General features: G+C 66.0%; 11 protein-coding genes. 4 read left to right on the top strand and 7 right to left on the bottom strand.

The window, feature by feature from the left end:
• Positions 1-3 precede the first annotated feature (3 nt).
• Complete coding sequence (gene gap / locus ASF77_RS09050; RefSeq protein ID WP_056337923.1) at positions 4-1014, top strand: type I glyceraldehyde-3-phosphate dehydrogenase; 1011 nt, start codon at positions 4-6, stop codon at positions 1012-1014.
• Positions 1015-1286: 272 nt separating this feature from the next.
• The gene (locus ASF77_RS09045; protein WP_056337913.1) at positions 1287-4088 is read left to right on the top strand and encodes a TonB-dependent siderophore receptor; all 2802 of its coding nucleotides are present in this window, start codon (positions 1287-1289) and stop codon (positions 4086-4088) included.
• Positions 4089-4169: 81 nt separating this feature from the next.
• Here ASF77_RS09045 and ASF77_RS09040 read toward each other — a convergent pair whose 3' ends face one another.
• The 7 genes from ASF77_RS09040 to glnE form a co-directional block, all read right to left on the bottom strand.
• On the bottom strand, positions 4170-7043 hold the full coding sequence (locus tag ASF77_RS09040; protein ID WP_162244845.1) for a TonB-dependent receptor domain-containing protein: 2874 nt from the start codon (positions 7041-7043) through the stop codon (positions 4170-4172).
• A gap of 351 nt (positions 7044-7394) precedes the next feature.
• Positions 7395-8156, bottom strand: a complete 762-nt coding sequence (map, locus tag ASF77_RS09035) for a type I methionyl aminopeptidase (protein WP_056337909.1) — start codon at positions 8154-8156, stop codon at positions 7395-7397.
• A gap of 159 nt (positions 8157-8315) precedes the next feature.
• Positions 8316-9668, bottom strand: coding sequence for an aspartyl/asparaginyl beta-hydroxylase domain-containing protein (locus ASF77_RS09030; protein ID WP_162244844.1), 1353 nt, complete (start codon positions 9666-9668; stop codon positions 8316-8318).
• The gene (locus tag ASF77_RS24525; protein WP_056337903.1) at positions 9665-10396 is read right to left on the bottom strand and encodes a hypothetical protein; all 732 of its coding nucleotides are present in this window, start codon (positions 10394-10396) and stop codon (positions 9665-9667) included. The genes ASF77_RS09030 and ASF77_RS24525 overlap by 4 nt, the downstream gene beginning before the upstream one ends.
• Before the next feature lie 66 nt (positions 10397-10462).
• Positions 10463-12469 carry a S9 family peptidase gene (locus ASF77_RS09020; RefSeq protein ID WP_056339008.1) on the bottom strand — a complete coding sequence of 669 codons (2007 nt, stop codon included), beginning with the start codon at positions 12467-12469 and terminating at the stop codon, positions 10463-10465.
• A gap of 118 nt (positions 12470-12587) precedes the next feature.
• A complete protein-coding gene (locus tag ASF77_RS09015; protein ID WP_162244843.1) occupies positions 12588-15155 on the bottom strand; it encodes a TonB-dependent siderophore receptor in 2568 nt (855 codons plus the stop codon).
• 315 nt (positions 15156-15470) lie between these two features.
• Entirely contained in the window at positions 15471-18197 is a 2727-nt protein-coding gene (glnE, locus tag ASF77_RS09010) for a bifunctional [glutamate--ammonia ligase]-adenylyl-L-tyrosine phosphorylase/[glutamate--ammonia-ligase] adenylyltransferase (RefSeq protein ID WP_056337898.1), read from the bottom strand.
• A 209-nt stretch (positions 18198-18406) separates the two neighbouring features.
• Here glnE and ASF77_RS09005 point away from each other — a divergent pair, with 209 nt between their 5' ends.
• Complete coding sequence (locus tag ASF77_RS09005) at positions 18407-22564, top strand: YhdP family protein (protein ID WP_056337896.1); 4158 nt, start codon at positions 18407-18409, stop codon at positions 22562-22564.
• Between the two features lie 2 nt (positions 22565-22566).
• Positions 22567-23364, top strand: coding sequence for a carbon-nitrogen hydrolase family protein (locus ASF77_RS09000; protein WP_373961824.1), 798 nt, complete (start codon positions 22567-22569; stop codon positions 23362-23364).
• Positions 23365-23436 lie beyond the last annotated feature (72 nt).

Genomic DNA, 23436 nt, shown 5'->3' with positions numbered 1-23436 from the left:
GCAATGACGATCAAAGTTGCCATCAACGGCTACGGCCGCATCGGCCGTAACATCCTGCGCGCCTTCTACGAAGGCGGCAAAAAGCAAGACATCCAGATCGTGGCGATCAACGACCTCGGCAACGCCGAATCGAACGCCCACCTGACCCGCTACGACACCGCCCACGGCAAGTTCCCCGGCACCGTCACGGTCGAAGGCGACAACATGATCGTCAACGGCGATCCGATCCGCGTGTTCGCACAGCGTAACCCGGCCGAAATCCCATGGGGCGAGCTGGGCGTCGACGTCGTGCTGGAATGCACCGGCTTCTTCACCACCAAAGAGAAAGCCTCGGCCCACCTGAAGGGCGGCGCCAAGAAAGTCATCATCTCGGCACCGGGCGGCAAGGACGTCGACGCGACCATCGTCTACGGCGTGAACCAGGACGTGCTCAAGTCGAGCGACACCGTCATTTCGAACGCATCCTGCACCACCAACTGCCTGGCCCCGCTGGTCAAGCCGCTGCACGACGCCATCGGCCTGGAAACCGGCCTGATGACCACCGTCCACGCCTACACCAACGACCAGGTGCTGACCGACGTGATGCACGAAGACCTGCGCCGCGCCCGTTCGGCCACCCAGTCGATGATCCCGACCAAGACCGGCGCCGCCGCCGCGGTCGGCCTGGTGCTGCCTGAGCTGAACGGCAAGCTGGACGGCTTCGCGATCCGCGTGCCGACCATCAACGTCTCGATCGTCGACCTGACCTTCATCGCCAAGCGCGACACCACCGTCGACGAAGTCAACGCGATCATGAAGTCGGCCTCGGAAGGCGCCCTGAGCGGCGTCCTGACCTACCAGACCGAACCGCTGGTCTCGGTCGACTTCAACCACAACCCGGCATCGTCGAACTTCGACGCCACCCTGACCAAAGTCTCGGGCCGCCTGGTGAAGGTCTCGTCGTGGTACGACAACGAGTGGGGCTTCTCGAACCGCATGCTCGATACCACCGTCGCACTGATGAACGCGAAGTAATCCTTCGCCTTCCAGGCAACATGAAAACCCGCCGCAAGGCGGGTTTTTTTTCGTCCATTTTTCACCTGGTCGGCGTAACAGCAGCCTTGACGAAAGTCAACGAACGGAAACTTACTTGTCTATAACACTGTTACCAAATCGCAACTAACTAGTGAAAATTTTCGCAAATTTACAAATGATGCTCAATTCATAACTAGTTCCTGTCAGAATCAAAATGTATGCATTCATACATACATTAAAACATCGTCAAAAATATAAATAGGGACACAACAGTGAATAAGCACTTCGTAGTCAAGCGCGGCGTTATCGCCGTCGCGCTCGCCTTTGGCAGTACCCATGTTCTGGCACAGACGACGCCGGCCACCCCGGCTCCCGCGCCGGAAATGCAGCGCGTGCTGGTGACCGGTTCGAACATCAAGCGCATCGATGGCGAGACCGCCTCGCCGGTTACCGTGCTGCGCCGGGAAGACATCAAGGCGACCGGCGCCAACACCGTGCGCCAGGTGCTCGACACCCTGACCGCATTCGACACGGGCACCCTGCGCGACGACGGCAGCTCGACCAGCTTCGCCCGCGGCGCTTCGGGCGCGTCGATGCGCGGCCTGGGCAAGGCTGCCACGCTGGTGCTGGTCAACGGCCGCCGCGTTTCGAACTACGCCTTTGCCGACGGCGGCAAGGAAGTCTTCGTCAACGTCGACGCCATCCCGGCCGACATCATCGAGCGCGTCGAAGTGCTGAAGGATGGCGCCTCCGCCGTCTACGGTTCGGACGCGATGGCTGGCGTCATCAACATCATCACCCGCACCACCTTCGAAGGCGTGCGCCTGAGCGCCAACGTCGAGCGCAACCAGAGCCACGATTTCGGCGGCCAGGACACGGCCGCCATCGTCGGCGGTTTCGGCGACCTCGAAGAAGACGGCTACAACGTCTTCGCCACCGTCGAAGCCTACCGCCGCAAGGGCTACATGCAGTCGGACGTGATCCGTTACTACCCGGCCTGGCACCGCCAGTACGTGAGCCCGGCCTTCGGCGATCCGAGCCTGCTGTCCTTCCCGGGCAACCTGAACGAGCCGGCAGCGGGCGGCCGCGCCGCCGTGCGCCAGGCCGTGGCCAGCTGCCCGAAAGAGCGCATCAACGCGGGCGGCCTGTGCACCAGCGACCTGACCGGCATCACGCCCTGGTCGGATCCTGCCGAGCGCGTCAACTTCTTCAGCCAGGCCCGCTTCAAGGTCGTGCCCGGCATCAGCGGTTTCGCCGAAGCGTCCTATTCGCGCACCGAGACCACCTACCGCGGCCTGCCTTACGCAAACTCGGCTGGTTCGCCAACGAACTGGTTCGACGGCAATACCAAGACTTCGCAGTCGGTCAACAAGCCGAAGCTGGCAGTGGGCAACCCGGCCAACCCATACAGCTTCCCGGTCGGCATCGACTACCGCTTCATGGACGACCTGGACATGTGGGTCAGCCCGTCGGTCGCCAACCAGTACCGCGTAATGGCCGGCCTGCAGGGCAGCTTCGCCAATGGCTGGGAATGGGAAGTCGCGGGCGGGCGCATCGGCGCCGACGCCGAGTCGCGCGACCGCGGCGCGCACCGCACGGCGATGCCGAACGCGGTGGCGAGCGGCGAGTACAAGATCGGCGGCCCGAACAGCCAGGAACTGCTGGCGCGCATGTTCCCGCAGATCGGCACGAACGCCGACCTGTCGCAGAACTTCGTCGATGCCAAGCTCAGCGGCTCGCTGATGCAGCTCGGCGGCGGCCCGCTGTCCTTCGCCCTCGGCGGCGAAGTGCGCCGCGAGAACATGTACATCCGCTCGACCGACAACGTCGTCAACGCCGAGATCATCGGCCGCGGCTCGCTGTGGATCGACGGCGCGCGCACCATGCAAGCCGTGTACGGCGAACTGGAAGCGCCGCTGACCAGGAAACTGACGCTCGAGGCCGGCGTACGCCTGGACAAGAGCGAAGGCTTCGATTCGCACGTGTCGCCGAAGCTGGGCGTGCAATACCGCGCGATTCCGCAAGTGCTGCTGCGTGGTACCGCTGCCGGTGGTTTCCGTACCCCGAACATCCCGGAAACGCTGGGCAAGGTCGGCCTGACCGGCTTCTTCAACAGCACCTTCGATCCGAAGCGCTGCGACGCGGCCATCGCGATCCGCGACGCGCTGCGTACCGGTAACACCAACGACAGGAACGATGCGACGACCGCCTATAACTCGGGTTGCCTGACCTCGGTGCCGGCGATGATTTCGTCGAGCCCGGATCTGGAACCGGAAACCTCGCGCAGCCTGACTGCGGGCTTCGTGCTGGAGCCGACCAAGAACATCAACGTCGCGGTCGACTACTGGAAGATCGAACGCCGCGACGAGATCGCCTACCGTGCCGTCTCGTACGTGCTGCAGCGCGAGGACACGCCGGAATACCAGGCGCTCATCGTGCGCAACCCGGTCAGCGATACCGACCGCCGCCTGGCCGCGCGCGCCAACGAACTGCGTCCAGGTGCGAACCTGGGCTTCACGGCGGGTAACATCCAGTCGCTGCTGCTCAACTACGAGAACTTCGGCAAGACCGAAACCTCGGGTGTGGACGTCGACATCGCCACCCGCTGGAACTGGGGTAGCTGGGGCACCTTCAATCTGGGCCTGATGAACACCTGGGCCCTGAGCTATCGAGCCTGGGACGTGAGCGCCGGCAAGTACCGCCCGAACACGGTCGCCCTGCGCGGCACGCCGCGCCTGGTGTCGGTGCTGAGCGCACTGTGGAAGAAGGGCGATTTCGCCACCTCGGTGCGCGTGCACCGCAGCTCGGAAACCCAGCTGAACTTCGACGAGACCGACGTCGCGACCTGGAACCAGGCCGGCTGCCAGTCGCGCATCAAGCCGACCGGGGAATTCCCGTGCTGGCGCCGCGACGACGTGCGTACCGACCTGAACCTGACCTACACCGGGATCAAGAACCTGCGCCTGTCGATGAACGTGCGTAACCTGCTGCTGGCCTCGGGCCCGGTCGACCTGCGTGGCGGCTATGCGCTGCGTCCGCGTTCGATCAAGCTGTCGGCGGAATACGGCTTCTGATGCCCGCGTAAGCGTAGCGGCATGAAAAAAGGCGGGTGCCAATGGCACCCGCCTTTTTTTATCGACCAATCAGCGAGACGATCAGAAGCGGTATTCCGCGGTCAGGCGCAGGCTGCGGCCCTGCACGTCTTCGTAGCTTTGCGGGATCACGCCGCCGCCGCCGCTCGAGAAGCTGCGCAGGTCGACCGGTGGACGGTGGTCGAAGATATTGCGCACGAAGGCGGTCAGGGTCCAGCCCTTCAGGCCACGGTAGGCCAGGGTGTAATCCCAACGCACGTACGAACCGACACGGCACTCCGATTCGGCCCAGCCGCGATCTGCGCAACCTTCGACGGTGTAGCTGTCGTCGAAGAAGTCGCCGCGCAGTTGCGTGCTCTTGTTGTAGCTGGCGCGCAGGGCGTTCGAGAAGTTGCCCGAGTCCAGCGAGACGGTGGTGTTGGCCACGATCTTCGGTGCGCCGTAACGGCCTGCCAGGTTGTCGCCATAGCCGCCTAGCGTGGTGCTGTAGAAGCGCAGGTCGGTCAGGAAGGTCGCGTTGGCGTCGACGTTGACACGGCCGTAGGCGGTGCGGAAGCGCGCCGAACCGGTCAGGTCGAAACCGCTGGTCTTGGTCTTGGACACGTTCTCGAACATGCCCGAGGTGCCGACCAGCGAACCGGTGGTGACGCCGTATTGCGCCTGTTCGGCAGCGGTAAAGGTCTTGTCGCTGGACAGGGCCGCACGCTCGATGACGCCGGCAGGCTGATCCGCTTCGGCGGCCAGCAGGTCGTCGGTGCTCTTCAGGCCGATCTCGTCCTTGCGCTCGATGCGCCAGTAGTCGAAGGCGACGCTGTAGCCCTTGACCGGCTCGAAGACCAGGCCCAGCGTGGCGCTGCGCGAGGTTTCCGGCGCCAGATCCGGGTTGTTGCGGACGTTGCTGAACACGCCGGCGGCGCATTCATCGCCTTCGACGGTGTCGGCGCGGGCGTTGAGCAGGGCGTAGTTCGGATCGCTGCTGGCGAGGCCACCGGCACGTGCGCGCAGATCCTTGGCCAGGGCCAAGGCTTGCGGGCAGCGGCGTGGGTCGACGACGCCGTTATCGAAGGCGAACTTGCTCGACTGGGCGCTTTCGGTCAGGTTCGGTGCACGGAAGCCCGATTCGACGGTACCGCGAACCAGCAGCTGCTTGCTCGCTTCCCAGCGGAAGGCCAGCTTCGGCGACACGTGGGCGTCGAAGTCCTCGTACTTGTCGAGGCGGGCGGCGCCGGTGACTTCGAAGGTCTTGGTCACAGGGATGTTGACTTCGGCGAAAGCCGCACCGGTCATGCGCTTGGCATCGGCCGTGGCCGAACCGTTGCCGACGATGTCGCCGGCGAGCAGGTTGGCGGTCGGGCTGATCTCGAACTTCTCGTGGCGCAGTTCGCCGCCGACTGCGGCGCTGATCGAACGGTCGCCCCACTTGGCGACTTCACCGCTGATCTTGCCGTCGATGAAGGTCTGGGTGATCTTGCCGTCGTAACCGTATTCAGGGAACAGGGTGTTGAGCACTTCCGGCGAGTTCTGGCCGCCGATCACGTAGCCGCGGTTGAAGAAGTTCGGGTCGAGCGGGGTGTAGTCGGCATCGTACTGCGAGTAGTCGCCGATGACTTGCTTGAAACCGCTGGCACTGAAGGTGCCGCGGCCGCGCGACTTGGTGCGGCTGCCCATGACGCCGACAGCGGTTTCCCAGTCGTACTGGTTCAACGAGCCCTTCAGGCCGGTCAGGGCGCGGTATTGCGAGCTCTTGACGGCTTCGCTGCCGCCGGAATCGGCGAAGCGGTAACGCAGGCCGGCCGGTTCGCCCAGGGTATTGAGCGGATGGGTAGCCGGCAGCGACAGCGACGTGAAGCTCAGGCGTTCGCCGGTGACCGGGTTGCCCCAGACGGTGTCGGCGGCGGTCGAGTCGTAGGTCGGGAAGGCGCTCTGGTAGGTGGTCTTGGTGCTCGAAAGCAGGACTTCGGCGAAGGCGTCGACCGTGTCGCTGATGCGCAGCTTGCCCGATACCAGGGCATTGACGCGCTCGGCTTCAGGGATGGCCTGGAAGCGCGAGAAGCGGTCATATTGGCACAGGCCCGCAGCCACCGTGGTGCAGCCAGGCACCGGGCCGCCGCCGCCGGCGTAGCCGAGGATGTTGCCTGGGTAGCTGAACGAGGACGGTGCGCCGCGGTCGCCGAACATGCGGCCGCTGCCCGGTGCGACGGTGCTGAACTTCTCGCCGTAGGCCGGGTTGATGTCGTCGACGACCGAACGCCACATGACCGGATCGCGCTTGAACACTTCGACGTTGGCCAGCACGTTGTAGCCGTCGCTGCCGAAGTCGCCCAGGCCGCCGGTGATGCTGGCGCTGCGGGTGCGGAATTCGCTGTTCTTGAGCGACTGGTCCTGGGTGGCCTTCAGCTGCACGCCCTGGAAGTCGCCGCGGGTGATGATGTTGATGACGCCGGCGACGGCGTCCGAGCCGTACACGGCCGAGCCGCCGTTACGCAGCACTTCGACGCGCTCGATTGCGTCCAGCGGCAGCGAGTCGAGGTTGGTGAAGACTTCGTTGTAGTCGGCCAGGGCGTAAGGCGCCACACGGCGCGAGTTCAGCAGCACCAGGGTCGACTGCTTGCCCAGGTTGCGCAGCGACGCCGAGGAGGCGCCGCCGGCGAACGAGTTGCTGCCGCCGATGTCGGTCAGGCTGCCGGTCGACGCGGTCAGGGTGTTGAGCAGTTCGGTGACCGAATTGGCGCCGGTGCGCACGATGTCTTCGCGGCGCATGACGGTGACCGGCATCGCGGTTTCGGCATCGATCTTGGCGATGTTCGAACCGGTGACCAGCACCTTCTGGATCGGTTGGTCGGCCGCAGGCTGTTGCTGGGCCTGCGCCATGTGCGCGCACGCCAGCGTCACAGCGACGGCCAGCGCGGTTTTGTTACAAACACGATGTAGTTTCAAAATATCTCCGATTTCATTGATGAACCATCTTGGCAAAGCTTGAGCTTGCAACATGTCTCAATAGTCAATTTGAATGTTGAGATTGTCACAGTCAAGTCACACAATTCATTTACGAAAAAAAATGTTCATTTGTATAGATTAAACAACTAATCCTTAGAAATATGTAAATTGAGGAAAGTTGCGCTGTATATACATGTAGAAGAGAACGTATTGACGTAAAGACGGAGATTTTGAAGGACGCGCGTCTGGACAATTGTTAAATCCTGGACGGCAGGAAATACGGGAAAGCGGGAGGGGGAGGGCGCCGCGAGCGCGGCGCCGGCAGGGACGATCAGAACAATAATAGAAAAATCAGCGCGGCCACGGCGTCAGGATTTCGAAGCCGTTGGCGGTGACGGCGATCATGTGTTCCCACTGGGCCGACAGCGAGCCGTCGCGCGTGACCACGGTCCAGCCGTCATCCAACTGGGCCACTTCGTCGTCGCCGGCGTTGATCATCGGTTCGACGGTGAAGGTCATGCCTTCCTTGAGCAGCAGGCCCGTGTTCGGGCGGCCGTAGTGCAGCACCTGCGGGTCTTCGTGGTAGACGCGGCCGATGCCGTGGCCGCAGTAGTCGCGCACAACCGAATAGCCGGCAGCCTCGGCCAGCTTCTGGATGGCATGGCCGACGTCGCCCAGGCGCGCGCCGGGACGCACCGTGCGGATACCGGCCATCATGCATTCGTAGGTGGTGTCGACCAGGCGCTTCGCTTCAGGGCTGGGAGTGCCGGCGTAGTACATGCGGCTGGTGTCGCCGTGCCAGCCGTCCTTGATCACGGTGACGTCGATATTGACGATGTCGCCATCCTTGAGGATTTCCTTGTCGCTCGGGATGCCGTGGCAGACCACGCCATTGACCGAGGTGCACAGGGTCTTCGGGAAGCCGTGGTAGCCGACATTGGCCGGCGTTGCCTTCTGCACCTTGCGGATGTACTCGTGGCAGCGGCGGTCGAGTTCTTCGGTGGAGACGCCGGGAACGACGAATTCCCCGATCATGTCCAGTACCTCGGCGGCCATTTTGCCGGCCACGCGCATCTTCGCGATGTCCTTGTCGTTCTTGAGTTTGATTGCCATAGTCGATTCACATGAGCGCGGAGGAACCGCGCGAATCGTGCATGATACCCGAGGCGCTTCGCCGCCACCTTCGCATACAGGAAACTGCGTCGAATCAATTGAAAAAGCCCGCAGGCGGCAAGCATGCCGGCCGCGGGCCGTGGTGTCGTGCAACCGGGATCATCCGCGCAGGGCGGTCGCCGCCGTCTCCAGGTCGGCCGGCGTGAAGTTCTCCGCCACGCTGATCAGCTCGACCACGTGCTTCGTGGCGATGCGCTCGGCTTCGGTGAGGTGCGGATTCCAGCAATCCATCAGCAGGATGATGCGCTGGCGATCCGAGCGGTTCCAGGCTTCGTGTTCGAAGGTGTCGTCGAACATCATCGGCTCGCGCTCGCGCCAGACGTGCTCGCCGCCGCCCCGCACGTTCAGCGCGCAGCCGGGCGGCACCACCAGCGGCAGGTGCAGCACCAGCCGGGTGTTGGTCACGCCGTGGTGCGGCAGGATGTCGGTGCCGGGCTGCAGCACCGAGAAGCACACTTCCGGCGCCTGGCCGGCGACTTCGCACAGCTCGATGCTGTCGAGCAGCTTCGACGTCACCGGGCAGCGTGCGTGGTTCTCCTCGTAGCGCTTGCCGTGGCGGTAGAAGAAGAACGCGTCCCAGGAAGGCTTGCTGCCGGCGCCGCCGAGATAGCCGGCGCGGCTCTGGCCGGGAGCGAACTGGAGGAATTCCTCGATGCCGGCGTCGGCCTCGAGCACCGCCAGCGCCTCGGCGCGGATGGCGTCGAAGCTGTCGACCAGGCGGCTCGTCCATGGATGCAGGAAGGGATCGTGGTAGGGGCCTTCCGGCAGGCCGGGGAAGTAGAGGAATTTCGGCTTCTGGTGCGGATTCTTCGGCCCGTCCTGGCGCGCGCCGAGATACACCGCGAGCGCGTGTTCCAGGCGGGTCAGCTCGCTGGCGCCGAACTGCGCGCGCATGCGCTCGAAGCCGGCGATGGCCGGCCCGTACAGCTCGGCGTTGACCTGGGCGATGATCTGCTGGATCACCGGACGGAAGGCCGGCGGCGTGCTGGCCATGCCCATCAGCTGGCCCGCGGCCTGGCCGTGGCGCAGGCCCTGCGACCAGGCGCGCAGGGCCAGTTCGTGGCGGCCCGCCACCTCGAAGGCCTGGCCCAGCAGCAGCCAGCCGACGTATTGCTTCGGCTGGCGCGCCAGCAGCTCGGCCAGGGTGGCGACGGCGTCCTGCGGCTCGCCGGACGCCAGTTGCAATTGGGCGCGCTGCAGCGCGACCGCCGCCACGCCGGGAGCATGGCGCGCGGCGGCGTCGATGCACTCGCGGGCGCGCGCGGTGTCGCCGCGCCCGCCCGCCAGTTCCGACAGCAGCAGCCAGGCTTCGGCGCAGTCCGGCGCCTGCTCGACCACGGCGCGCAGTTCCAGCTCGGCCGACAGGACGTTGCTGTCGGCCAGGTGCTGGTGGGCGCGCGCCAGCGCGGAACGCACCGCGGCGGCGCTTCCAGGAGCGGAGTATGCGTTCACTTGCCGGCCTTGATCGCGGTTTCGTCGTCTTCGCGGAAGCGGCGGCTGCCGCATTCGCTGGCCCACTTGCTGCGCGAGGCGGACAAGGCCTGCTCGTCGGCGGCCAGGGCGGCGCTCTTCTTGTTCCATTCGGCCTTGCCGCCGTCGCCCTGGGACAGCTGGGCGTTGGCTTCCTTGACCGAGGCCTCGTAGGCGGCGATCGCGGCCTCGCGCTCGGCCAGGAGCTGCCCTTCGTCCTTCTTGAGCGCGATCTGCTCCTGCTTGAGCACTTCGCGGCGGCGGTCGGCGTTGCGCATTTCTTTTGCGCGCGCCTCGAATTCGGCCATGCGCGCATTCCAGTCCTCGACCTTCTTGCCATAGGCGGCATAGGCGGCGTCGGCCTGCTTCACTGCGGCCAGCTTGACGTCGACCGCGGCGCGCGCCTCCGCACCAGGTGCCGGTGCGTTCACCAGCGCCTCGCGTTCCTTGTCCAGCTCGGACTGGCGGCGTTCGATTTCCGTGGTGCGGGCCTCGTTGCTGTCTTTCAGGCGCATGCAGGCGCGCAGCTCGTCTTTCGTCATGATGCGGTCGCCCTTGCCGCGGCGCTTGGCGTCGTCGTTGACGGGGCCGGACTTGACGGCGGCGCCCTTGGCGGGGGCCGGGCTCGACTGGCCTGCGGCATGGACGGCGCCGAGCGGCAGGGCGCAGGCGAGGACGAGGGAGGCGAGGCGGGACAGGGTGGTGTTCATGTGGTTCCTTTTCTACAGGGGGAGGGCGGCGCGCCCTCGTGAGGCGCGCCGCCGTAAAGCACTATTCTATTTCAGGTTCTTGCCGAGGAAGGTTTCTACACGGCTCCAGAAGTCGACCTTGTTCTTCAGGAGCATCCAGCCGTGGCCCTCGCCCTCGTATTCGACCCATTCGACGTTCTTGTTGCCGCTCGCAGCCAGGGCATTGCGCAGCTTGGTGCCGTGCGGCAGCGGCACGCGAAAGTCGAGCTCGCCATAGGCCATGAGCACCGGTTGGGTGATGCGCGCCGCCTGCTGCAGCGGCGAGGTAGTGCGGAACTGCTCGGCGTCGCGGGTCTGGTGGCCGATCAGCCGTGGCATGCCGAATTCCATCCATTTGCTGCCCATGAAGTCGCCCCAGCCGATCTCGTACATGAGGCCGATGTCGGTCACGCCGACCCAGTTGATGCCGGCGCGGTACAGCGCCGGTTCCTTTACCAGGCCCATCATGGCGGCATAGCCGCCATAGCTGGCGCCGGCGATGGCGATCCGTTTCGGGTCGGCCAGTCCCTGGGCGATGGCCCAGCGGGTAGCGTCGGTGACGTCGTCCTGCATGGCCAGGCCCCACTGGCGCCAGCCGGCGCGGAATAGGGCGTTGCCGTAACCCTGGCTGCCGCGGAATTCGGGCTGGATCACCAAGTAGCCACGCGAGGCCAGGAACTGGGTGTCGGGCGCGAAGCCCCATTCCTCGCCGCGCACGTTCGGGCCGCCGTGCACCAGCACCACGGTCGGCCACGGGCCCTTGCCCTGCGGGCGTGTCACCAGCACCGGGAACTCGAGGCCGTCGCGTGCCTTGATGCGCACGAAGTCCTGCTCGGCCATTTTGGCCGAATCGAGCCAGGGGCGGCTGGAGGCGATCAGCTGCAGCTTGCGGGTGGCGCGCTCGTACAGGAAATAGACCGGGCTCTGGCGGTCGGAATAGGAAGTGACGACGAAGTGGCGCGCGCTGCTGCAGGAAGGTGCGCAATCGAACAGGTTGACGGTGCCGTCGAGCTGCTTGTCGATCGCTTCCTGGTCGGCGCGCAGGGCCGGATCGAACCAGGCCGCGCCTTTCGCGTCGGACGTGTAAATCACGCCCGAGGTCTTGCGGGTGGCGGTGTCGAACAGGACTTCGCCGTCGAAATCATAGCCGGCAAGGCGCAGGATCGGCTCGGCCGGCAACTTGGCGCCGTCTTGCAGCTGCATCCGGAACAGGGCATCCGTTTGGGCGTCGCCGCTGGCCGGATCGGTGGCCACGGCGAACAACTGGCCGTCGAAGTCGACCGCCAGCGGTTCGTAGCTGGTGCCGTTCGGTTCGTATGATTTGTTGGTGGCGATCTTGACCCAGGCGTTGGTGGCCGGGTTGCGCCAGTAGATGGTCTGTTCGGCCTTCTGGCTGCCGGCGACCGCCACGCGCGGCTGACCGCTCTGGTCGATGATCCAGGTGGCGACACCCGAGGGGGAGCCGACCGGTGTGATGTTGCGCGCGTCCCGCGTCTTCGTGTTCACGCGCAGCAGCCTGCTGTCGAGCGGCAGGCCTTGACCGACCCACTCGTAATGCTGGACGAAGACGTCGTCGCTGCCGTCGTTGGCGGCCTGGAGGAAAAGATGGCGGTCGCCCTGGAGTGCGCGGCTGACGTTGACGGGGCGGTTTTCCTCGCGCTTGCGCTCGATCACCTTGGCAAACGCACTGCCGTCGGCATCGACTGCGAACAGGCCGTTGCCGAGCTGGTCACCGGCGGTGGCTTGCTGGTCGATGGCGTCGAACCAGAGCCGGTTCTTGTTGATCCAGCCGAAGCGGTTGATATCGGCGTCGCCGAAGTGGGCGATGCCGGTGAAGCGGGTCGGCGTGGCGATGTCGGCCACGGCCAGGGTCGTGCGGCCATCGGGGGCCGGGATCAGGAGCGCGATCTTGTCGCCGTTCGGGGACAGGCGCGGCGTGACGGCGGCGGCGGGACGGAAGAAATCCTGGACGGGAATCGGGGCGGCGGCGGCGGGAGCGGCGGCGGCGAAGGCGAGCGCGGCGGCGGCCGTGTGCAACAGGCGTGAAATGGTCATGGCAGCGATGAAATCGGCAACGGGAAAGACATTAAAAAAGCCGCAGCGAAAAAGATCGCTGCGGCTTGTCAACTCAGGGACGATGCTGCCTGTCCCTGCTGTTTCTCAGGCCGAAACCTTAGAACTTCTGTTCCAGACGGAAGTAGACCTGACGGCCGTATGCGTCGAACAGATCGTAGTTGAACGGCTTGGTGTCGTCGGTGACCAGGGTCGGCAGACGGCCGCCGACGTTGACGGCACCGATGCTGGCCTTGAAGCCCTTCAGGAACGATGGAGCGTAGGTCAGCTGGACGTCGTGGGTGACATAGCTGCCGACGCGCAGTTCTTCGTCTTCCTTGCCGTTCTTGCCGATGACGTTGATGTTGTACGAGAAGTCGATGCCCGACAGGCCCATCGCACTCACAGCCCAGCTGTTGTTCAGCGTGATACGCTGCTTCGGCTGGCCGAAGTCGCCGTTGAAGTCGACGCCGTTGGTCTCGGCCTTCAGCATGCGCGAGATCTGCAGGTCGTGACGGAAGCGGCCCAGGGTGGCGTAACGGTGGGTGAAGGTCGCGGCGGCGTCGATACCCGAGTACTTCAGGATACCTTCGTTGGTCGTGCCGCTGACCACCTGCAGGATGGTGCCGTTGGCAGCGCGGCGAACCGACAGGCCGGCCGGGACTGGACGCGAATCTTCGCCGTTGTCGCGGTTGACCAGGGTCTGGGCATCGATGAACGACAGGACGTCGGTGATCTCGGTGTTCCAGTAGTCAGCCTTGATGGTCAGCGCGTTGCTCACGTCCCAGGCGCCGCCGAAGCTGAACTGCTTCGATTTTTCCGACGTCAGGTTCGGGTTGGCGATACGCAGGCCGTTGATCTGGAACGGCTCGGTCACGCACTCGGCGGCGGTGTAGCCACCGTCAGCCAGGCAGTGGCGCTCGTCGATCACGGCATCTGCCGAGAACGATGGCTTCGAGGTGATCAGCGGCAGCGATGGCGCAGCAAAACCGCGGTTGACCGAAGCACGCAGGGTGATCGTACGGGTTGGCGCCCAGCGAACCGATGCGCGTGGCGAGAAGTCGCTGCCGTAGTCCGAGTATTTCTCGTAACGGGCGGCCAGGTTACCCTCGATGGTCTTGGTGAACGGCAGGGTCCATTCGGCCGAGACGGCGTCGACCTTGCGGTCGCCCGATGCCGAGTTACCCGACGAACCCAGGACTTCGCCGGCTTCGCTCAGCGAGTCGTAGATGTCGGCATAGACTTCCTTGCGGTGCTCGGCGCCCACATACAAGGCCGAGGTGCCGCCGGCCATCGCGAACAGGTCGTGGGTGGCGGTTGCGTAGATTTCCGACTGGGCGAACTTCGAGTCACGGCCGGTGGTCGTGGTGATCGAACGCAGCACCTGTTCGCTGTTCGCGAACGGGTTGGCGATGTTGTAGGCGCCGCTGTTGATGGCGGTGGTTGCCAGGCCCTTGACGACGAAGCCACGGCCGGTTTCGACGATCTTCGAGACGGTGCGGCGTGCGCCGACGTCGACGTCGAAGCCTGCGACCGTGCCCTTGATGCCGACGGTCATGTCGGTCAGGTTGCCGTCGGTGCTGGTGTCGCGGTTGCCGGCGGCGGCGAAGCGGTGCGCCAGGTAGACGTCCTGATCAGGGGTGCGCGAAATGTTGCCTGGGCTGCCTGCATTGACCAGGATCGAATCCGGCACCGGCGCGAAGCGGCCGAAGCTGGTGTTGTTGGTGTTCGACGCGTTCAGGTAAGCGGTGAAGTCCGGCGAGATGTTGTACTCGGCGCGGGCGAAGACCGACTTGGTCGCGGTGGCGGCTTCATCGGCTGCAACCAGGTTGAAGTCGTAGACGCAACGGCCGTTGGCGGCGACATAGAAGCCGCGCTCGGCGTCGGTACATGCACCGGCATTGCCGCGGAAGCCCGCTGCCGAAATGTTCGGGAAGGTGCCGCCGGCGCCGTCGTCGGCAGCCGCGTAGAAGGCGTTGCCGTACGAGGATGCGCCCTTAGCCGCGCCCCATGGGTAGTTGCGCACGTAGATGATGTCGCGCGAGGTGCGCGATGCGCCGGCGATGAAGCGGCCTTTTTCGCCGGTCAGGCCGAACAGCACCGATGCTTCTTCACGGTCGCCGCCGGTGATCTCAGGGTTGGTCTTGCCGACCATGGCGTAGACGCCGTCGAAGTCCTTGCGCAGGATGATGTTGATGACGCCGCCGATCGCTTCCGAACCGTAGATCGCCGAAGCGCCGTCGGTCAGGATTTCGATGCGCTCGACAGCAGCCATCGGGATCGAGTTCATGTCGGCTGCATCACCGACGTTCGGTGCCTTGGCGACGCGACGGCCATCGACGAGCACCAGGGTACGCGAGCTGCCCAGACCGCGCAGGTTGGCGCCGGACCATGCCTGAGCCGACGAGCCCGACTGTGGACGGAACTGACCGGTGGTCGAGAAGGTCGAGGTACGGATGAATTCGGCGAGGGTGGTCTGGCCGCTGTCTTCCAGCTGTGCGCGGGTGACGACAGTAATCGGCAGCGAGCCTTCAGCGGCTGCGCGCTTGATGCGCGAACCGGTGACTTCCACTTTCTGCATAGAGTCGGCGGCTGGTGCTGCCGAGACTGGTTCGGCGGTCTGTGCGAAAGCCGACATCGCGCTCATGGCCAGGGTGACGGCTACGGCGATTTTAGTACGTTGATGCATGAATTCTCCAATGGAAAAATTTTCTGGTGTCGTCTGCGGCATATCTCATACAAACAACGTCCCACGCGATAACGCTACGTGGGACGTGAGAGTTCGCTGAAGTATTGATGTGTTCGGCGAGACTTGCACATAAGACACTCTCATTCGCTTGGTGTCAATTGTATAGACCGTAAATATGTTGCATAAAGCATACAATTGAACAAACAATGTTAATTGCTGCACTGCAATGGATTTTGTTCAGGTAAATACGGCCCTGCTCGCGGGGTGCAATGTGCACCCGCAGCATTTATTCCGGAAGCAGGACGCGAAAAAGATTTACGAAAAAATGCTCGTCCACAAAGCCGTCACATGTTCACGCTGGGTGGACAGTTGCGCCGGTGGTACGCGCGGGAGATCCATGCCCTGCAGGCGCAGCTGGTGCTGGCGCTTGCGCATGGTGCGGTAGGCGTCGGCTGCGCCGGCGGCCAGGCTCGGGTCGATCAGCCCCAGACCGGCGCTCCGGTGCAGCAGGGCGATGTTGCCGACGTTCGCCGTCAGCTCGGGATGCTGGCAGGAATAGCGCAGCACCAGGTACTGGACGATGAATTCGATGTCGATCATGCCGCCCGCATCCTGCTTCAGGTCGAACAGGGCGGTGCGGTTCGGGTAGGCCTCGTGCATGCGCTGGCGCATCTTGAGCACTTCCGCCTTCAATTCCTCGGCCTGGGTAGCGCGGTCGCGCCGCAGCACGGCTTCGCGGATGGCCTCGAAGCGGGCGCCGATGGCGGCGTCGCCGGCGCAGAAGCGGGCTCTTGTAAGGGCCTGGTGCTCCCAGACCCAGGCCGCGTTGTGCTGGTAGCGCTCGAAGGCGGCGAGCGAGCTGACCAGCATGCCGCTGGCGCCGTCCGGGCGCAGCGCGGTGTCGATGTCGAACAGGATGCCGGCCGGGGTATGCGCCGTCATCCAGGTGATGAAGCGCTGGCCCAGCTTGGCGTAGTTCGAGGGCGCCATGTCGTCCTCGTCGTCGTACAGGAAGATGACGTCGAGATCCGACACATAGCCCAGTTCCTTGCCGCCTAGCTTGCCGTAGGCGATGACGGCGAAGCGCGGGTCGTCGCGGTGGCGCGTGGCCACCGTCTTCCAGGCCCAGCGCACGGTGGCGGCGACGATGACGTCGGCCAGCGCCGACAGGTGGTCGGCCAGGCGCTCGACCGTCAGTTCGCCGGCCAGGTCGAGGGCCAGCAGCCGGAACTGCTGGGCGTGGTGGGTCTCGCGCAGGATGTCGAGCTGGCGTTCGGTATCGCCCACGGCTTCTTCCAGCTTCGCGTCGAGGCTGGCCGACAGCTGTGCCGGCTCGTCGATGCCGCCGCGGTCGTCGAGCAGCTCGTCGAGCAGGATCGGGTGCAGGGTGAGGAAGGTGGCGGCCCAGCCGCTGGCATGCATCATGCGGATCACGCGCTCCAGCGTGTGCGGGTATTCCGACAGCAGCGCCAGGTAGGCCGAGCGGCGCGCGATCGCTTCCAGGAAGTCGAGCAGGCGTCCCAGCGTCGCCCCGTGGCTGCCGACACCGGCCTCCTGTACGACGGTCGCCACCAGCGGCAGCGCCTGGTTGACCAGGGCCAGCAGGCGCGCGCGGCTGGCATCGGGCAGGCTTTGCAGGCGCGGTGCGCCCCAGGTCGCGGCCAGGCGGCGCGCGTTGGCGGCCGGCTCCTCGAAGCCGAGGGTCGTCAAGTGAGCGGCGATCGCGGCCAGCGCCTCGGGATCGGCGGCGATGGCGTCGAGTTCGGCGCGCTCCTCGCCTGGCGGCGCGCTCTTGTCGGCGAACATGTCGTCGAACTGCGCGGCGACGAAGGCGCGTTGTCCCTCGAGGCGGGCGAGCAAAGTCGGCACGTCCGCCAAGCCCATCATGCGCGCCACCAGCAGGCGGTCGGCCTCGTTCGCCGGCAGGGTGTGGGTCTGGGCGTCGTCCAGGTATTGCAGCCGGTGCTCCAGGTTGCGGAGAAAAGTATAGGCGGCCAGCAGGCGCTCGACCGTCTCCGCCGTCATCAGCTCGCGCTCGGCCAGCAGGCGCAGGGTGAGGCGGGTCGAGCGTTCGCGCAGGGCCGGATCGCGCCCGCCGCGGATCAGCTGGAACACCTGGGCCAGGAATTCGATTTCGCGGATGCCGCCGCGCCCGAGCTTGACGTTGTTGCTGCGATCCGGATGCAGGCGTTCCTGGCGCTTCACTTCGGCGCGGATCTGGGCATGCATGTTGCGCAAGGCGTCGATCACGCCGAAATCGAGGTAGCGCCGGAACACGAAGGGCCGCACGATGGCGTCGAGCGCGGCGATGTCCTCGGGCGCCCCGGTTACGGCGCGCGCCTTGACCCAGGCATAGCGCTCCCATTCGCGGCCCTGGACGATCAGGTATTCCTCGACCATGTTGAGGCTGGCCGCCAGCGGCCCGGAATTGCCGTTCGGGCGCAGGGCCATGTCGACCCGGAAGGTGAAACCGTCCTCGATCACTTCCGACAGCGCGCCGATCAGGCGCCGTCCAAGCCGGACGAAGAACTCGTGGTTCGACAGTTCGCGCTGGCCGGGGCCGGCCGCCGTCTCGCCGTCTTCCGGGTAGACGAAGATCAGGTCGATGTCGGACGAGACGTTCAGCTCGCCGCCGCCCTGCTTGCCCATGGCCAGCACCATCATCTCCTGGGGACGGCCCGATTCGGCGCTCATCGGCATGCCGTGCGCCGCCACCAGTTCGCCCATGAGGTCGGCCAGGTGGGTGCGGATGGCGAAGTCGGCCAGGCCGGTCATGGCGCTGACGACCTCGTCGAGGCTGGCGAACCCTGCCAGTTCGCGACGGATCAGGGCGGCCAGCAGCAGGTTGCGCAGGCGCCGCATGGCGCGCGGCAAGGGAATGCCGGCGGCCAGCTCGTGCTCCAATAACGCGCCGAAATCCGGACAGGCCAGCGATAATTGGGCCAGCTGGGCGACGCGCTCTTCACGCCCGGGGGCTGCGTCGATCCAGCGTTGGTAGAAGCGCGAAGTGTTGGCTGGGCATGCGGAGGAGGGTTCGGTCATCGGGTGGTTCGGCACGGGTGTAAAAGCGTTCCTACGAGCAGCATGCGGTAGAATTGCCCGCCGTGTTGCCCGGTCGGCACGATGTAAGGGAGACGCCGCAATCCTAGCATGCGCACTTCGAGCACCTGACAAAACAGCCTGGCTGTTTTGTCAGGTGCTCATATTCAAGAATCAATTAACGACGGCGAGCCTTTTTTATTAGCACCTTGATGCACAATCCGGAACCACAGGCGCCACCGGCGGCGCCCGTGCCGCTGGCCGAGCGCTGGCGGCGGATGCGTGCCGCCTACCGCTATGCCAACCTGGCCTCGCATCACCTGCTCGGTTTCGCCGTCAAGCTGGCGTTGCTCGTGTATTTCGGGCTCGGCATCCTGTTCCTGGCGCTGCGCTACGCCATCCTCCCGAACATCGACCTGTACAAGGACGACATCGAGCGCGCCGCCAGCCATGCGCTCGGCAACCAGGTCGCCATTGCCCGCATCTACGCCACCTGGAGCGGCCTGCATCCGGCCCTGTTCCTGGGCGACGTCACCCTGACCGACAAGGCGGGGCGCCAGGTACTGGCGCTGCCCTCGGTGTCGGCCACGTTTTCCTGGTGGAGCCTGTTCGCCGCCGAGCCGCGCTTCGAGTCGCTCGAACTGATCCGGCCGCAGCTCGACGTGCGCCGCGGCGCGGACGGTGTGATCCAGGCGGCCGGCATGCGCATCGACCCGAACGACCAGGACAAGGGCGGCCCGGGCGGCGACTGGGTGTTCCGCCAGCGCGAGATCCTGATCCGCGAAGGCCGCATCGACTGGACCGATGCGCAGCGCGGCGCGCCGACGCTGTCGCTGGGCAAGGTCGGCTTGGTGCTGCAAAACCACTGGACGACGCACCGCCTGGCACTGACCGCCACGCCGCCTGCCGAACTGGCCCAGCCGCTCGACGTGCGCGCCCATTTCACCCATCCGCGCTTCGGCGGCCGCGCCTCCGACATCGCCCTTTGGCGCGGAGAACTCTATGCCAACCTGCGCGAAGCCGATCTCGCCGCCTGGCGCCGCTACCTCGACTATCCGTTTTCTCTGACCCAGGGACGCGGGTCGCTGCGCGCCTGGATGACGCTCGACCAGGCGCGCCTGGCCGGCTTCACCGCCGACCTGGCCTTGTCCGGCGTGGCCGCGCGCGTCAAACACGACTTGCCGGAACTGCGCCTGGGCAGCGTGGCCGGCCGCCTGTCGGCGCGCGAAACCCTGCTGCCGGGGCGCAAGGACGGCAAGCCGACCTTCGGCGCCAACGGCCACACGGTCAGCCTCGACAATTTCCGGGTGACGACCAGCGATGGCCGCGCGCTGCCGCCGGCCACGCTGGTCGAAACCTTCACGCCGGCGCGCGCCGGCCAGCCGCAGCGGGTGGCCATCCAGGCGCGCCAGGTCGACCTGGCGGCCCTGGCCGAACTGGCCGCGCAGCTCCCTCTGTCCGATTTCCAGCGGCGTGCGCTGGCCGACTTCGCGCCGCGCGGGCGCCTGCTCGATTTCTCCGCTTCCTGGGATGGCCAATACCCGAACCTGGCCGGCTACCGTGTCAAGGGCCAGGTCGCCGGCCTTACCCTGCAGCCGCAGGCGGCGCGCGCGGCCCTGGCCGGCGGGCCCGGCGTGCCCGCGCAGGCGGCGATGCCGGCCCTGCCGGGTTTCGAGAACCTGTCGGGCAGCATCGACGCCACCGAGAAGGGCGGCAGCATCACCATCGACTCGAACGCGCTGGCGCTGCGCATGCCGGCCTGGTTCGCCGAGCCCTCGATGCCGCTCGACCGGCTGGCGCTGGGCGCGCGCTGGACTTACCAGGCGCAGGAACAACTGCTGGTCGAAGTGGACAAGCTCGAATTCGCCCAGGGCGGCCTGCGCGGCAGCCTGTCGGGCCGCCACCTGCTGCCGCTCGGCCCGAATCACGGGCCCGGCGTGGCCGACATCGAAGGCAGCCTGGATGGCTTCCAGATCGCCCAGGTGGGCCGCTTCCTGCCGCTGGCCACGCCCGAGGGCCTGCGCGGCTGGCTGAGCACGGCGCTACAGGGCGGCATGCTGAACGACGTGCGCCTGCGCCTGCGCGGCGACCTGGCCGATTTCCCCTTCCGCGCCGACAACGCGGCCCAGCGCGCGCGCGGCGAGTTCCGCGTCGCCGGGCGCCTGGCCAACGCCGTGCTCGAATACGCGCCGGGCCACCGCCTGCCGGACAACAAGGTGCAATGGCCGCTGGCGGAAAGCATCAACGGCAGCATCGTGTTCGACCGCGCGCGCATGGAAATCCACGGCGAGACGTTGCGCACGCTGGGCTTGAACCTGACCAATGTGCGGGCCGTCATCCCGAACCTCGGTTCGCACGAGATGCTGCTCGATATCGACGGCAGCGCCGCCGGCGCCCTGCAGGACTTCCTGCGCTATGTCGCGGCCAGCCCGGTGCTGGGCTGGATCGGCAACTTCACCGAAACCACCCGGGGCACGGGGAACGCGCGCCTCGGCCTGAAGCTGCAGATGCCGCTGGCGAATCTGCACGAGACGAAAGTGCAGGGCGCGCTGCAATTGCAGGACAACGACGTGCAGCTGTTCCCAGATCTGCCGCCGCTGCAGGCCGCCAATGGCAAGGTCGAATTCACCGAGCATGGCGTAAACCTGAACGGCATCGGCGCCAACTTCCTCGGCGGGCCGGTGGCGCTCTCGGGCGGCACCCAGCGCGACAATGCGATCGCGATCCGCCTGGCCGGCACCCTGTCGGCCGAAGGCATGCGCCGCAGCACGCAAACCCCGGCGATCGCGCGCCTGGCCACCCGCCTGTCGGGCAGCACCCGGTACGCCGGCGCGATCACGGTGCGCGACCATCAGCTCAATATCGCGATCGACTCGAACCTGGCCGGCCTCGGCATGGAATTGCCGGCGCCGCTGAACAAGCCGGAGCCTGACGCGCTGCCGCTGCGCTTCGTCCTGAATGGCGCGCCGACGGCGGCCGACGGCAGCGGGCGCGACGAACTGCGCCTGGCGCTGGGCAATGCAGTGGCCGCGCGCTACGTGCGCAGCCATGCCCCACGCGGACCCTGGACGGTCGAGCGCGGCGGTATCGGCGTCAACCTGCCGGCGCCCGAGCCCGACGAGGGCATGATGATCAACGTCGACATGAAGTCGCTCAATGTCGACGCCTGGCTGGCCACGGCGCGCGCGATCGCCGGCGAGGGTGGCGCCGGCAGTGCCGGCGGCGCTGCCGGCCCGAATTTCGCCCAGTACGTCATGCCGACCACGATCGCCGCGCGCGCCTCGGAACTGTTCGTCGGCGAACGGCGCATGGCCGACGTCGTCGTCGGCGCCTCGCACCGCGGCGCCGCCTGGCAGGCCAACATCCATTCGCGCCAGGCCTCCGGCTACCTCACCTGGAGCGAAGGGCAGGGCCCGGGCGTGGGCAAGGTGACGGCGCGCCTGGCTTCGCTCGTGATTCCGGAATCGCAGGCGGCCGAGGTGAAGGAGCTGCTGGAATCGAACCGCGGCGCCAGCGCTTCGATTCCCGCGCTCGACATCGTCGCCGAGCGCTTCGAACTCTTCAACAAGCAGTTCGGCCGCCTCGATCTGCAGGCGAGCAACGTGCAGGCGCTGGCCGGCAAGGAGTGGCGCATCGACCGGCTGTCGCTGACCAATCCGGACGGCCAGCTCAAGGCGACCGGGCGCTGGCTGACCAAGGACGGCAAGAGCAATACCGGCATGAACTTCACGCTCGACATCCTCGATGCCGGCCGCCTGCTCGACCGCCTGGGCTTCCCGGAGACCCTGCGCCGCGGCAAGGGCAAGCTCTCGGGTGACATTTCCTGGAGCGGCCTGCCATATGCGCTCGACATTCCGAGCCTGTCGGGCCAGATCGAGCTGAACGTGGGCGGCGGCCAGTTCCTGAAGCAGGATCCGGGTGCGGCCAAGCTGCTCGGCGTACTCAGCCTGCAGGCGCTGCCGCGCCTCCTGAAGCTCGACTTCCACGACATCTTCTCGGAAGGCCTGGCTTTCGACGGCATCAGCGCCAACGCCATGATCACGCGCGGCGTGGTGAAAACCGAGAACCTCAAAATGCACGGTGTGGCCGCCACGATCCTGATGGAAGGCACGGCCGACATCGCCAACGAGTCGACCGACCTGCGCGTGGTCGTGATTCCGGAATTTAATCTCGGCACTGGCCCGCTGGTGTATGCGCTGGCGGTCAACCCTGTGGTCGGCCTGGGTTCCTACCTGGCGCAACTGTTCATCCGCGCGCCGGTGATGAAGGCGCTGACTTACCAGATGCGTGTAACCGGCCCCTGGAAATCGCCTACCATTATCAAACTCGACAACCCGCCGCCCGCCGCGGCCGCCAAAGCAAAGGAATGACGATGACCCGCGTTGCCGCAGTCCAGATGGTGTCCACCCCCGACGTCGACCAGAACCTCGCCACCGCGCGCCGCCTGGTGGCGCAAGCCGCCGCCACCGGCGCCACCCTGGTCACCTTGCCCGAATACTGGCCGATCATGGGCATGAGCGACGGCGACAAGGTGCGCCATGCCGAACCCGAGGGCAGCGGCCCGATCCAGGACTGCATGGCGCAGCTCGCGCGCGAACACGGCATCTGGCTGATCGGCGGCACCTTGCCCCTCGTCTCCCCGGAATCGGGCAAGGTGCTCAACACCACCCTGGTCTACGACCCGCAGGGCGCCTCCGTCGGCCGTTACGACAAGATCCACCTGTTCGGCTTCAACAAGGGCAGCGAATCCTACGACGAGGCGCGCACCATCGTGCCCGGCGAGGCCGTGGGCAGCTTCGAGGCGCCGTTCGGGCGTGTCGGCCTGTCGGTCTGCTACGACCTGCGCTTCCCCGAGCTCTACCGCGCCATGGGCGAGTGCGCCCTGATCGTGGTGCCGGCCGCCTTTACCCACACCACCGGCAGCGCGCATTGGGAAGTGCTGATCAGGGCAAGGGCGATCGAGAACCAGTGCTACGTGCTGGCCTCGGCCCAGGGCGGCACCCACGCCAACGGCCGCCGCACCTTCGGACACAGCATGCTGGTCGATCCCTGGGGCGAGGTGAAGGACGTGCTGCGCGAAGGGGAGGGCGTGGTGTCGGGCGAACTCGATCCGGCCTTCCTGGCTTCGGTGCGCGAGAGTTTGCCGGCCTTGAAGCATCGGAAGATGTAACTACGCGGGTTTCCGCGGCTGCTTGAACGCGTGGGCGGCTATGCCGGTGATGCGTGAATCGCCGCACCATTG

Origin of the sequence: Massilia sp. Leaf139, assembly GCF_001424165.1 — a bacterium.
GTDB lineage: Bacteria > Pseudomonadota > Gammaproteobacteria > Burkholderiales > Burkholderiaceae_D > Telluria.
This window is presented reverse-complemented; position numbering and strand designations above follow the sequence as displayed.

What these genes read in the sequence shown, in the direction of transcription:
- glnE (WP_056337898.1), bottom strand. Translation starts at nt 18,197, where the DNA reads ATGACCGAACCCTCCTCCGCATGCCCAGCCAACACTTCGCGCTTCTAC.
- ASF77_RS09005 (WP_056337896.1), top strand. Translation starts at nt 18,407, where the DNA reads ATGCACAATCCGGAACCACAGGCGCCACCGGCGGCGCCCGTGCCGCTG.
- ASF77_RS09015 (WP_162244843.1), bottom strand. Translation starts at nt 15,155, where the DNA reads ATGCATCAACGTACTAAAATCGCCGTAGCCGTCACCCTGGCCATGAGC.
- ASF77_RS24525 (WP_056337903.1), bottom strand. Translation starts at nt 10,396, where the DNA reads ATGAACACCACCCTGTCCCGCCTCGCCTCCCTCGTCCTCGCCTGCGCC.
- ASF77_RS09000 (WP_373961824.1), top strand. Translation starts at nt 22,567, where the DNA reads ATGACCCGCGTTGCCGCAGTCCAGATGGTGTCCACCCCCGACGTCGAC.
- map (WP_056337909.1), bottom strand. Translation starts at nt 8,156, where the DNA reads ATGGCAATCAAACTCAAGAACGACAAGGACATCGCGAAGATGCGCGTG.
- ASF77_RS09020 (WP_056339008.1), bottom strand. Translation starts at nt 12,469, where the DNA reads ATGACCATTTCACGCCTGTTGCACACGGCCGCCGCCGCGCTCGCCTTC.
- gap (WP_056337923.1), top strand. Translation starts at nt 4, where the DNA reads ATGACGATCAAAGTTGCCATCAACGGCTACGGCCGCATCGGCCGTAAC.